The organism is Roseateles sp., from assembly GCF_036486225.1.
GTDB lineage: Bacteria > Pseudomonadota > Gammaproteobacteria > Burkholderiales > Burkholderiaceae_C > Roseateles.
Genome location: NZ_DASVNZ010000151.1, coordinates 1 through 11270 on the forward strand (window position 1 = coordinate 1; position 11270 = coordinate 11270).

Consider the following 11270-nt stretch of genomic DNA (forward strand, 5'->3'; position numbering starts at 1 on the left):
ATCTACGACTACCGGACCAACCTCGCGAGCTACACCGAATGGCAGCAGTGGCTGCGTGCCCACCAGCCGCCGACGCTGGTGGTCTGGGGCAGGTACGACACCGCCTTCACCGTGCCCGGCGCCCAGGCGTTCAAGCGCGACCTGCCGCAGGCGCGCGTCGAGATCCTCGACGGCGGCCACTTCGTCATGGACACGCGGCTCGACGACGTCGCGCGGCTGACGGATGAGTACATGCAGGCGAATCGCCGTGCCTTCGATTCCCGTGCCGACCGCAACGACGGCGCTCCTTCCACCCACCGCTGAGACCCTCACCATGAACACCTCCCGCCTCATCCGCGCCATTGGCGCCGCCTTCGCCGTGTCCGTTGCGGCGCAATTCCCCGCACAGGTCGCCGTCGCGGCGCCTGCCGCCACCGAAAGCGCTGTCCGCGCGCCCGCCGGCGTCGACATCCAGTACCGCACCGTCGTCATCGACGGCGTGAAGGTCTTCTATCGCGAGGCCGGTCCGAAGGACGCGCCCGTGCTGCTGCTCCTGCACGGCTTCCCGACCTCCTCGCAGATGTTCCGCAACCTGATCCCGCAACTGGCGGACCGCTACCGCGTGATCGCGCCGGACTATCCGGGCTACGGGCAGAGCGACATGCCGGCCATGGACAAGTTCCAGTACAGCTTCGACAACCTGGCCAAGGTGGTGGACAAGTTCACCGTCGCCGTGGGCGCCTCGAAGTACGCGCTGTACGTGCAGGACTACGGCGCGCCGATCGGCTTCCGCATCGCCTCGGCGCATCCAGAGCGCGTCACCGCGATCGTCGTGCAGAACGGCAACGCCTATGACGAAGGGATCGACAACGACTTCTGGGCGCCGCTGAAGCGTTACTGGGCCGACAAGTCGACGGCCAACGGCGAGAAGCTGCGCCCGACCTTCGAGCTGGCCGCGACGAAGTGGCAGTACACCGAAGGCGTGCGCGACGTGCGCCACATCAGCCCTGATGCGTGGACCGTCGATCAGGCCTACATGGACCGTCCGGGCAACAAGGACATCCAGCTGGAGCTGTTCTACAGCTACGGCACCAACCCGTCGCTGTACCCGGGCTGGCAGGCTTACTTCCGCAAGCACCAGCCGCCGATGCTGATCGTCTGGGGCAAGAACGACAAGATCTTCCCGGCCGCCGGCGCGCATCCCTACCTGCGCGACCTGCCCAAGGCGGAGCTGCACCTGCTGGACACGGGGCACTTCGCGCTGGAGGAGGACGGCGCCACCATTGGCGCGCTGATGCGCGACTTCCTGGCGCGCAAGCTCAAGTGAGCGAGGGGTCGGCGCGCAGCTGCTCGATCAGCAGGGCGAGCCGCGCGCGCACCTTCGCGGTCGGGCGCCGACCCTGCCGATGCAGCACGTGGATGGGCACGGGGCCGGATTCGTAGGCCGACAGGATGGTCTGCAAGCGACCGTCGCGCAGCGGCTCGCGCACCTGGTAGGACATCAGGCGCGTGATGCCGAGGCCGCTGACCGCCGCGGTGATGGCGGCGTCGTTGGTGGTCGTCATCATGGTGGGGCGAAGCTCGTAGACGCGGGCTTCATCCTGCTCGGCGAAATGCCAGCGCGTGGTGGGGGTCAGGCCGGTCGCGGAAATGATGGTGTGCTGCGCCAGTTCCTCGGGATGCTGCGGCGTGCCGCGTCGTTCCAGGTAGTCTGGCGAGGCGCACAGGATGCGCCTGATGGTGCCGACGCGTACGGCCTGCAGTGAGGAGTCGGGCAGCTCGCCGAGCCGCACGGCCACGTCGACCGCTTCGTCGTCCATGTTGACGACCCGGTCGACGAACAGGCACACCGCCTGGGTCTCGGGGAATCGGCTGAGGTAGTCGGTCACCACCGGCGCGATGTAGAGGTTGCCGAACATCGCCGGCGCGGTGATGGTGACGCGGCCGCGCGGCGTGCCGTGCACGCTGGCGACGGCGCCGTCCGCCTCCTCGAGGTCGCCCAGCAGCTGCTTGCAATCCTCGAGGTAGCCGGCGCCCGCATCCGTCAGTCGCACCACCCGGGTCGTGCGGGTGAAGAGCGATGCGCCCAGGTGCTCCTCCAGGTCGAGGACCGCGCGCGTGACCGTGGCCGGCGAGAGATTGAGCTTGCGCGCCGCGCCGGCAAATCCGCCGACCTCCGCCACCGCGACGAAGACGCGCATCGAGTGCAGTTGATCCATGCGGGGATTGTCGTGCAGGGATCCTGCTCAGAGGTGGTCGACGAGGATCTGCAGGGACACGACGGCGATGTTCTGGAGCATGTGGGGGATGAGAAGGATCAGGAAATGCCTTGAGCGCCCCGCGTCTCGCCATCGGAACCATGCCCACGCGAAGACAGTGAATGATGCGGCCGGCCCGAAGAACCACATTGGATGGATCGCGCCGTGTGCGACACCAGCGATCAGGCCGATCACCAGACTGGGAGCCCATACCGCCTGCGTCATGCTGCGGGCCAGCGATCCGGTGGCCCAGACGAGGGGGGATTCCAGCAGCGGCGACAGAAGAGCCGCGCCCAGCGAATCGCGGAACTCGACGCCGATGCGCGGCACGGGCGACGTCTGAATGCCGGCGATGTGCGCGACGACCGTCGCGATGGTCAGAAGGCTTGCTGCTGTCAGCAGCGACAAGGCGGTGATCTTCAGGCAGTAGACGAGCAGCGGATCGGTGACGGCCGGAGCGACGCGTTGCACATCGAGTTTCCTGATGGATCTCATCTTTCGATCGGTACTCATGGGGTTGAGGCTCACGACTTGTCGACCCTCGAGGGAGGCGCCAGCAAGCGGTCGGTGATCTTGCTGGCGCGCCGTTCACATCATGCGGTCATCTGCGATTGGCCGATCCGCTCCCAGGTCCCTTCGTCAGCGCCGCCCGGGGCCTTGTCGCCTGCCCAGGAGCCGAACCCCTTGATGGCGTCCCAGGCCGCCGCGGCGGCGACGCCCGCCCAGAAGCCGCCCGAGACTTGAGCGATCTCCTCATTGCTCAGTTCGATCAAACCTTCGAATTCAGTCATGGATTCTTTCTCTCGATTGGCCGAAGGCACTCGGCCGGTGGTTACTTGCGGTCTTGCAAGTGAACGCGCGCCATGACGCCTTTTCGACGGCTCATGGGTCCCCCGACTTGGGGCGACATCGCGGGCCATTCTGAGAAAAAGGTTGTCGACTGGATAGAACTCAGATTCGCTAGATCATGGATGTCATTGGGCGAGAGTGCGGATTCGGCGGAGGACGTGAAGGCCGCAAACAATGCCTACGAGCGGTGGTTGGCGAAAGCCAATGTCATCGCTTGAGCATCCGTTGCGCTGTCCTGAACGCGACAGCGATACCGCATGCCCGGTAGCACGATCCGCCGCAGACTGGGCCCGTTCGATGGTCCGGCGCGATCTGGAGACGCCCATGGACGACATCACCGCCCGCATCCCCTCGCTCAAGGGCCAGGTCAGCGACGCCGAATGGCAGCTGCGCGTGGACCTCGCCGCGTGCTACCGCCTGGTCGCGCGCTACGGCTGGAGCGACCTGATCTTCACGCACATCAGCGCGCGGCTGCCCGGCGACGCGCATGAGTTCCTGATCAATCCCTACGGCCTGATGTTCGACGAGATCACGGCCTCCAGCCTGATCAAGGTCGACGCATCCGGCAACAAGCTGCAGGAGACGCCGTTCCCCGTCAACCAGGCCGGCTTCATCATCCATTCCGCGATCCACGCGGCGCGGCCCGACGTCGGCTGCGTGCTGCACACCCACACGCGCGCCGGCGTGGCGGTGTCGGCGCAGAAGGGCGGGGTGCTGCCGATCTCGCAGCAGTCGACCTTCGTGCTGGCCTCGCTTGCGTACCACGACTACGAGGGCGTCGCGATCCGTCCTGACGAGCAGCCTCGCCTGCAGAACGACCTCGGCGACAAGATCTTCTACTGCCTGCGCAACCACGGGCTGCTGACCGTCGGCAAGACGATCGGGGACGCCTTCCTGTCGATGTACACCTTCGAGAGCGCCTGCCAGATCCAGATCGCCGCGCAGGCCGGCGGCGTCGAGCTGACGCCCGTGCACGACGAGATCATCCGCGGCACCGCCGAGTCGATGCGCGTGCAGACCGGCGGTCTGGGCGGCGCCTTCGTGTGGCCGACGCTGTTGCGGCAGGCAAGCCGGCAGTGCCCGGGGTTCGACGTGTGAGGCGGTAGCGCCCGACAGTCACCTATCTGTCGTAGCGTCTGGCGCGTTCGCGATGTACGGCGACGTCATCGCCGAACGATTGAACGCGTCCGCCGCCGTACGCTGCGACCCATCCGGCGACCACGGCGAACACGGCCAGCACCGCAGAGGCGGCCAGCGGACCATCGAGGAGCGCCGTTGCGATCGCACCGGCCGCGAGAACGAGCGAGACCGCGCCGAGAACCACACGCCGCACCCACAGCCAGCCACGGTACATGGCACGTTCCGCGCCGCCGACGTGCGCCTGGCTGCCGAGCTTGTCTTCGTGGAACAGCTGCCAGAACACCCAGAACGTGCAGGGGATGAGCAGGATTGCGCCGGCGATCCGTCCCGGCTGCGAGCGATGCTCGACCAGCAGCCACAGCGAAGCGCACGCCATCGCGATGCCCAGCGTGACGAAGACCCATCGTTCGATGATTTCCCAGCGCTCCCGTTGCGCCATGCGTAGCCCCTGAAGTCCCTCGGGCGGAGGTGCCCGAGGCGGGTATTGTCTTCGCCCGCCGACGACCGTCTCAGGGTTTGATCGTTGCGAGGAGCGCGATGACGCCGATACCCCCGAGCGCGATGCCCGGCGCATGCCGGATCCAGGCCGGAGCTGGGCGCTCGCTCTGCTCGACGTGGCGGCGCAGCGTCGCCGACAGCACGCCGTGCAGGCCCGACAGTGCCACGACGATCGGCAGTTTCGCGCTCAGCCAGAGCGCGCCGAACCATCCGCCCCAGCTCGCGAGCCCGATGCCCAGGGCCCAGGCGGCCAGCATCGCCGGCGTGGTGACGCGGCGATCCCAGCGCAGGATGGCCGTCGCGAGACGCTTCTCGTGCGGGAGCAGGACTGCTTCCTTCGCGGGGCGCAACGCAGCTGCCGTCACGCCGAGCAGCACCAGCCCGCCCACCCAGGTCAGCACGACCGCGAGGTGCAGCCCCTTGAGCCAGAGATACATCACGTCGCCGCTCCACGACGCAGCATGCGCCAGCTGTAGAAGCCGCCCAGCGGAATGAACGCGGCCAGCAGCAGCCGCCACGCAGTCGATCCGTCGACGGCGCGCTCCGCCGCGGCCTGCGCGAGCTGCCAGCAGAAGAGCAGGAAGGCCATGCCGTGCACCGGGCCCATCACCGACACCACGATCGGGAGACCCGCCAAGTGCTTCAGCGGCACCGCGATCAGCACGAGCGCCAGCAGTGTGAATGCCTCCAGCAAGCACAGGCGGCTGAGCATCAGGAGGCGAGGGCGGCGAGGGGGCAGGGAAGGTTGAAGGGAAGGGGGCGGGGGCGATGGATGAGGCAACGTGAACTCCGTGGGAACGAAAGGGAACGCGAGAGAACGCGCGGGAAGGCAAGGGAACGCGAGGGAATGAGGGCAAGCCCGGTGGATTCTTCCGATCCGCTGCCTTTGCGGAAAGTGGCTGAATCGACTTCATTCGACTGTTTCCAGCCAAGCGCGGCAGAATGCGGAAACGCCATGCCCCGCGTCCGGAGTTCCTCCCCATGCCCGCCTCCCGATCTGCTCGCCCGTCGCTCCGAACTCCCTCTCCCGCGGCGCGGGAGAGGGCGGGGGGTGAGGGCCAACGCCAGGTGGCCGTGCTCGTTCTGCCCGGCGTGGTGCCCTTCGACCTGACGATTGCCGGCGAGGTGTTCGGCCGCACCGTGCTCGACGACGGACGCAAGGGCTACACGGTCACCGTCTGCGCCGAGCAGGACGAGATCGACACCGGCGGCTTCACCATCGGCGTGAAGCGCCGCCTCGCGACACTGAAGAACGCACACACCATCGTCGTGCCCGGCATCGAATCGCCGGAGGCGCCGATCAGCCCGGCCGTCAAACGCGCGCTGCTCGCGGCGCATGAACGCGGCGCCCGGATCGCGTCGATCTGCACAGGCGCGTTCGTGCTCGCGCAGGCCGGGCTGCTCGACGGCCAACGCGCCACGACGCACTGGGCGGCCGCGCCGCTGATGGCTCAGCTCCACCCTGACGTCGACCTCGACCCCTCGGTGCTTTTCGTCGACAACGGGCAGATCCTCACCTCCGCCGGCGCGGCGGCCGGCATCGACCTCTGCCTGCACATGGTGCGTCAGGACCACGGCACGGCCGTCGCGGCCCGCATGGCGCGCCTGTCGGTCGTTCCGCTGCAGCGCGAGGGCGGGCAGGCGCAGTTCATCCAGCCCGCCGACCTGCCGCCTGACCGCGACCTGCAGCCCGTCATCGCCTGGGCGCTGCGGCAGTTGCACCGCCCGATCTCGATGGATGAACTCGCGAGCCAGGGCTGCGTCAGCCCGCGCACGCTGCATCGTCGATTCCAGGCGCAGTTCGGCCTCGCGCCGGTGCAGTGGCTGATCCACGCGCGGGTGCGTCGCGCGCAGGAGCTGCTCGAGACCGGCTCCTCGAGCATCGAGCAGATCGTCGAGGCCGTCGGCCTCGGATCGGCGGCGAACTTCCGCGGCCAGTTCCAGCGGATTGCCGGCGTCAGTCCGAGCGCCTATCGAAAGAGCTTCGGGAAGAGCTTCGGGAAAGGGCGCGTTTCATAACCTCCAGGAACGAAAGAATGATCCGGGTCGACATTCCGGAAGCCGGACTCGCGCCTAGCATGGAGCGACCCCGGCGGACGACCGGGGCTTCACAGGAGACAAGATGATTCGCAGATCCCTGATCGCCTCAGGCGTGGCAGGCGCGGCGGCGCTGGCCGCGACGCTGCTGCCGGTCGCCGCATTCGCGCAGACCTACCCGGACCGGCCCGTGCGCCTGATCGTGCCCTACGCGCCCGGCGGCAGCGCCGACATCGTCGCGCGGCTGATCTCGGACGAATGGGGCAAGGCCCTCGGCAAGCCGCTGGTGGTCGAGAACAAGGCGGGCGCGGGCGGCAACGTCGGCGTGGCCGAGGTCGCGAAGGCCGCCGGCGACGGCTACACCATCGGCCTGCAGACGGTCTCGCTCGCGATCAACCCGGCGCTCACGCCGAAGATGCCCTACGACACGCTCAAGGACCTGGCGCCCATCGGCATGGTCGCGAGCTCGCAGCACGTGCTCGTCGTCAACGAGCAGGTGCCGGCGAAGACGGTCAAGGAACTGATCGCGCTGGCCAGGAGCCGTCCCGGCAAGCTCTCCTACGCCTCGGCCGGCACGGGCAGCACCTTCCACATGTCGGCGGAGCTGTTCAAGGCGGTGGCGGGCGTGAGCATCGTCCACATCCCGTATCGCGGCGGCGGTCCCGCCCTGAGCGACACGATCGGCGGCCAGGTGGAGATGTCCTTCCCGGTGCTGTCGGCGGCGCAGGGGCATGTGCAATCGGGCAAGCTGCGCGCGCTGGGCGTGACCGGCCCGAAGCGTTCGCCGCTGATGCCCGATGTGCCGACGATCGCCGAGGCCGGCGTCCCCGGTTATTCCTTCGAGACCTGGTTCATGGTCTTCGCGCCGGCCGCGACGCCGCGGCCCGTCATCGACAAGCTGAACGCCACGCTGCACGCGGTGCTCAGCGCGCAGGCGGTCAAGGACCGGATGGCGAAGGAGGGCTTCGAGGCCACGCCGTCGACCGCGGCGCAGGCGCGCGCGCGGCTGGAGAAGGAACTGCCGCAGTGGGCCAAGCTGGTGAAGGAGCGGGGGATCACGGCGGATTGAGCCGGCCGCTCAGAGCCACACACGCGGTCGCCGGCCGAGGCTGGCATCGACGAGCAGCTTGTGCGTCTTCTTGTCGATGGCTTCGGGTGGCACGTGGGCGAGCACGAGTCTCGCGAACTCCGGCAGACCGGCGAGGGCCGTCGACACGCGGGCCCGCGTCCGCGCCTGATCCTCGAGCACGAACCACTTCATCGTCGGCGAGAAGCGGACCAGCCGCACATCGGCCCAGCGCATCGTGCCGCGCCCGCCGAAGCGGCGGCCGAAGTCGATCGCGTCGTCGGACAGCCGATGCCGGGCGAAGAAGTAGTCGGCGACCATGGGCAGCGCCATCAGCCCGAGCGCGACGAAGCACAGCGTGGTGCCGAGCGTCGCCGCCGGGTGCTTGCCGGTTGTGAAAGACACCGCGGCGAGCCAGAAGAAGAACGCCGCGCTGAGCGCGCCGATCACGAGAGAGCTGATTGGGGGACGCAGATCGATCGACGCAAGGGCGGAGGAGTTCATCACTGGATTGTGCCCATGGCCTCCGCGGCCACCTGCACGGCGGCGTCGATCAGGGCAGGTGGGTTTCCTTTCGCCACCAGTTGTCGATAGCGGTTGCGGGACAAGGATCCGTGCGTCGCGATCGATCGGACGAGCAGCACCATGTCGTTGTTGCTCAAGTCGACCTCGCGATTGACGGCGCGATAGATCGCGTCGAAGCGCTTGAGGAATTCGCTTTCCTCGTAGAGGTCCTTGTGCAGTGCCTCCTGCGCCATGCGCAGACAGAACTCCACGCAGGCGGTGGCATCCCAGTATCGATACGCGTCCGACTCACCCTTGAACCGCTCGTCGAAGTCGTTCTCGCCGATCATCTTCACGTCCCACAACTGGCGCAGCAGCCGGGCGAACGAATGAAGCGCCCGGAGGTAGTCCGCTTCGTTGCGCGACATCGCCGTGGAGACGGGAAACACAAAGCCGTTGGTGAGGCGCGGATCCGAGCAGGCGACCTTGTGGAACAGGAAACGCGAGACGCGCCCATTGCCGTCCAGGAACGGATGCGCAAAGACAAAGGCGAACTTCACGATGCTCGCGCGGACCAGCGGATCCAAAGGTCCGTCGATCTCATTGCCGATCGCCATGACGGACTCCATGATGGCGGGCAATCCGTCGGGCGGCGGTGGCAAGTAGGTGACACCGAGCGCGCCTCGCGAGTCGTTCCTCAATCGATTCTGTGTCGCCCGGAATCCGAAGGCCCTGTTGAGCGGGTTGGTGACCATCAAGTTCTGCAGCGAGACCAGATAGTCTTCCGAGATGTCTTCTCGATCATGGGCACGCGACAGCAACTTGACGAAGAACTCCGAGCGCTCCTGGGTCGGGTGCTCCCGCTCGATCGCGTAGGAGCTGTCGGTCTCGCTGAGATAGGCCCAGTGGAGCGCGCGGCTCAACAGGTCTTGATCGAGTGAGGACGTGAACGCCGCCACCTGGGCCAGCAGGTCTTCCTGCAGCAGCGACTGGATGATCGGACTGCGGCGGACGCTCACGCAATAACGCGGCGAACCGATGCCGTTGAAGTCGATCCGCCAACGCAGGTTGCGTTGTCGCCGATCGGTCAGGTGTTCGGTCTCGTCGAAGACCTTCTCGAACTTGCCGCTGGCCGGCGGCAAGCCGCCCAACTGCTGCTCGTTGGCGATCTCCCAGAGATAGCAGGCCAGGCGCGCGAATCGGCTGGTCGGTGCTTTCACGAATGTGTCGCCGACGGCTTCGGCCGTGATGCGACGCAGCGCGGGCATCGCCACATGCAGTTTCACGCCTTCGTGCCGGAGCGCGAAGAGCAGGTGCTCGATGGGCTCTTCGGTGCGCGGAGCCACGGATGCAGGAATTCCCAGCTGCTGCAATTGCCGCGTGATGACCTTGACTCGCGCGACGCGGGCCGGTCGGTCCAAAGGGACCGTCGCCAGGTTCAACCTGGCGATCAGAAAACCGTATCCGACGTCGTTGCCGATCATTTTTTCTTCCTCGAAGGGAAGAAATTTATCTGGATTCATGATCTGTGGGAGATTTTCATTCGTCGAATCACTGATCCTGCCGGGGTAGACAGACCTGCGTCCTTGAGAAAAATCAATGGTGCCGAGTGCCCACCTTTCGCAGGTATTGCGACGGAAGCGAAGGGAGATCGGTCCTCCAGAAGGGGGCTGTCCGCTCCGGGACATCCCCCAGACATCGCCCCTTGGGGCGCAGCTAGCATCCCCCGCCAAGAAAAGACCATCCCAGGCCGCCTGCGCGGTTTGGCGGAACAGGGAGCCACCGATGACACCGATTTCCCTTGCGCGCCGCTGCGCGCTGTCGCTCGCCCTCGCGCTGGCCGCACTGCATGGCATCACGCACGCCCAGCCGGCGCCTGCGCCGGCCTCCGTGCCGCCCGAGGTGTTCTTCAAGAACGCCGAGCTCAATGAAGCCAAGCTCTCGCCGAACGGCAGGCGCCTGGCCGTCGCGGCGCCGGGCGGCCCCGGCTTGCGCGTCGGGTTGTACGTGTTCGAACTGGGCGCCAGGATCGAGGCCCGCCGCGTGGTGCAGTTCGCCAACGACGATGTCGGCGACTTCTACTGGGTCAATGACGACAAGATCGTCTTCTCCGCTACCGATAGGCGCATTGCCTCCGGGACGCACTACCAAGCCAGCGGATTGTTCTCGGTCGCCGCGGATGGCTCCGGCGTCCGGCAACTGGTCCAGCGCGAGCACGAGACCGAAGGCGAGCGCAAGGCCTTCGGCGGCGCGATGACCTGGAATCATCGGCTCCTCACCGTGCCCTTCCCCCATGAGGGCGAACCGGGCAATCGGGTGCTCGTCGGCAAGTTCGGCCTCAACCGCTCCAACAACCGCAGCGCCTACACCCCGTTCTGGCTGAACGTCGACACCGGCCGCGCGCTGCCGGCGACCTTCGACGAACCGCGAGGCGCCGTGCGCTTCCTCTTCGACAGCCATGGCGAGGCCCGCCTCGTGATCACCGAACAGGAAAACGTGCAGGTCGCCCACTGGCGCGGACCGGGCGAGAAGACCTGGACCGAACTCACGCGCGGCGACCTGCTGGGTCTGCCCTTCGTGCCCGTCGCGGTGGACGACACCGGCCGCCTCTTCGTGAAACGGCTCGAAGGCGCGCAACGCTATGAGGTGCTCACCCGTTTCGATTTCCAGACCGGCAAGCCGGAACCTCGCGCCCTGCTCAGTGCCCCGGGGTTCGACGCGCAGAGCGCGGTGATCCGGGACGCGGGGCGCACGGTCGGCCTGCGCTACCAGACCGACGCGCAGGCGACAGCGTGGTTCGACCCAGCGATGCGCGACTTCCAGAAACTGGTCGACGCGCGCTTCACCGAAGGTGTCAACGTCGTCCAGTGCGCGCGCTGCGGCAAGGCGGACATGGTCGCCGTGGTGCGCAACTTCTCGGACCGAGAGCCCGGCGAGTA

Annotated in this window: 14 protein-coding genes; 6 read left to right on the forward strand and 8 right to left on the reverse strand. The window is 67.2% G+C overall.

The features are described 5' to 3' along the window. Both VF536_RS10485 and VF536_RS10490 read left to right on the forward strand, forming a co-directional pair. On the forward strand, nucleotides 1-303 hold a 303-nt coding region (locus tag VF536_RS10485; RefSeq protein WP_331614791.1), incomplete at its 5' end, for an alpha/beta fold hydrolase. Between the two features lie 10 nt (nucleotides 304-313). Beyond that, the gene (locus VF536_RS10490) at nucleotides 314-1306 is read left to right on the forward strand and encodes an alpha/beta hydrolase (RefSeq protein ID WP_331614792.1); all 993 of its coding nucleotides are present in this window, start codon (nucleotides 314-316) and stop codon (nucleotides 1304-1306) included. On the opposite strand, the gene VF536_RS10495 is transcribed toward VF536_RS10490, so the two are convergent. The 3 genes from VF536_RS10495 to VF536_RS10505 form a co-directional block, all read right to left on the reverse strand. After that, a complete protein-coding gene (locus tag VF536_RS10495) occupies nucleotides 1299-2198 on the reverse strand; it encodes a LysR family transcriptional regulator (protein ID WP_331614793.1) in 900 nt (299 codons plus the stop codon). The genes VF536_RS10490 and VF536_RS10495 overlap by 8 nt on opposite strands. Before the next feature lie 27 nt (nucleotides 2199-2225). Beyond that, nucleotides 2226-2750, reverse strand: a complete 525-nt coding sequence (locus VF536_RS10500) for a hypothetical protein (protein WP_331614794.1) — start codon at nucleotides 2748-2750, stop codon at nucleotides 2226-2228. Nucleotides 2751-2830: 80 nt separating this feature from the next. Further along, on the reverse strand, nucleotides 2831-3028 hold the full coding sequence (locus VF536_RS10505) for a hypothetical protein (protein ID WP_331614795.1): 198 nt from the start codon (nucleotides 3026-3028) through the stop codon (nucleotides 2831-2833). A gap of 382 nt (nucleotides 3029-3410) precedes the next feature. On the opposite strand from VF536_RS10505, the gene VF536_RS10510 reads away from it, so the two are divergent. Continuing rightward, entirely contained in the window at nucleotides 3411-4184 is a 774-nt protein-coding gene (locus VF536_RS10510) for a class II aldolase/adducin family protein (protein ID WP_331614796.1), read from the forward strand. 22 nt (nucleotides 4185-4206) lie between these two features. On the opposite strand, the gene VF536_RS10515 is transcribed toward VF536_RS10510, so the two are convergent. From VF536_RS10515 to VF536_RS10525, 3 genes are all read right to left on the reverse strand, one after another. Continuing rightward, nucleotides 4207-4665 (reverse strand): hypothetical protein, encoded by a 459-nt coding sequence (locus tag VF536_RS10515; protein WP_331614797.1) that lies wholly within the window; start codon nucleotides 4663-4665, stop codon nucleotides 4207-4209. A gap of 70 nt (nucleotides 4666-4735) precedes the next feature. Next, complete coding sequence (locus tag VF536_RS10520; RefSeq protein WP_331614804.1) at nucleotides 4736-5161, reverse strand: CopD family protein; 426 nt, start codon at nucleotides 5159-5161, stop codon at nucleotides 4736-4738. After that, a complete protein-coding gene (locus VF536_RS10525) occupies nucleotides 5161-5436 on the reverse strand; it encodes a DUF3817 domain-containing protein (protein ID WP_331614798.1) in 276 nt (91 codons plus the stop codon). The genes VF536_RS10520 and VF536_RS10525 overlap by 1 nt, the downstream gene beginning before the upstream one ends. Before the next feature lie 356 nt (nucleotides 5437-5792). On the opposite strand from VF536_RS10525, the gene VF536_RS10530 reads away from it, so the two are divergent. Together VF536_RS10530 and VF536_RS10535 are read left to right on the forward strand one after the other, a co-directional pair. Continuing rightward, entirely contained in the window at nucleotides 5793-6743 is a 951-nt protein-coding gene (locus tag VF536_RS10530) for a GlxA family transcriptional regulator (RefSeq protein WP_331614799.1), read from the forward strand. A 103-nt stretch (nucleotides 6744-6846) separates the two neighbouring features. Then, a complete protein-coding gene (locus VF536_RS10535; protein ID WP_331614800.1) occupies nucleotides 6847-7830 on the forward strand; it encodes a tripartite tricarboxylate transporter substrate binding protein in 984 nt (327 codons plus the stop codon). A 9-nt stretch (nucleotides 7831-7839) separates the two neighbouring features. Here VF536_RS10535 and VF536_RS10540 read toward each other — a convergent pair whose 3' ends face one another. Both VF536_RS10540 and VF536_RS10545 read right to left on the reverse strand, forming a co-directional pair. Further along, entirely contained in the window at nucleotides 7840-8331 is a 492-nt protein-coding gene (locus tag VF536_RS10540) for a hypothetical protein (RefSeq protein ID WP_331614801.1), read from the reverse strand. Next, nucleotides 8331-9854, reverse strand: a complete 1524-nt coding sequence (locus tag VF536_RS10545; RefSeq protein WP_331614802.1) for a Fic family protein — start codon at nucleotides 9852-9854, stop codon at nucleotides 8331-8333. The genes VF536_RS10540 and VF536_RS10545 overlap by 1 nt, the downstream gene beginning before the upstream one ends. Before the next feature lie 262 nt (nucleotides 9855-10116). On the opposite strand from VF536_RS10545, the gene VF536_RS10550 reads away from it, so the two are divergent. Beyond that, the coding region (locus tag VF536_RS10550) for a hypothetical protein (RefSeq protein WP_331614803.1) at nucleotides 10117-11270 on the forward strand (1154 nt) is incomplete at its 3' end.

Coding starts and splice junctions, on each gene's coding strand:
- VF536_RS10500 (WP_331614794.1), bottom strand. CDS start 2,750: ATGAGTACCGATCGAAAGATGAGATCCATCAGGAAACTCGATGTGCAA.
- VF536_RS10535 (WP_331614800.1), top strand. CDS start 6,847: ATGATTCGCAGATCCCTGATCGCCTCAGGCGTGGCAGGCGCGGCGGCG.
- VF536_RS10540 (WP_331614801.1), bottom strand. CDS start 8,331: ATGAACTCCTCCGCCCTTGCGTCGATCGATCTGCGTCCCCCAATCAGC.
- VF536_RS10525 (WP_331614798.1), bottom strand. CDS start 5,436: ATGCTCAGCCGCCTGTGCTTGCTGGAGGCATTCACACTGCTGGCGCTC.
- VF536_RS10515 (WP_331614797.1), bottom strand. CDS start 4,665: ATGGCGCAACGGGAGCGCTGGGAAATCATCGAACGATGGGTCTTCGTC.
- VF536_RS10545 (WP_331614802.1), bottom strand. CDS start 9,854: ATGAATCCAGATAAATTTCTTCCCTTCGAGGAAGAAAAAATGATCGGC.
- VF536_RS10505 (WP_331614795.1), bottom strand. CDS start 3,028: ATGACTGAATTCGAAGGTTTGATCGAACTGAGCAATGAGGAGATCGCT.
- VF536_RS10520 (WP_331614804.1), bottom strand. CDS start 5,161: ATGTATCTCTGGCTCAAGGGGCTGCACCTCGCGGTCGTGCTGACCTGG.
- VF536_RS10510 (WP_331614796.1), top strand. CDS start 3,411: ATGGACGACATCACCGCCCGCATCCCCTCGCTCAAGGGCCAGGTCAGC.
- VF536_RS10490 (WP_331614792.1), top strand. CDS start 314: ATGAACACCTCCCGCCTCATCCGCGCCATTGGCGCCGCCTTCGCCGTG.
- VF536_RS10495 (WP_331614793.1), bottom strand. CDS start 2,198: ATGGATCAACTGCACTCGATGCGCGTCTTCGTCGCGGTGGCGGAGGTC.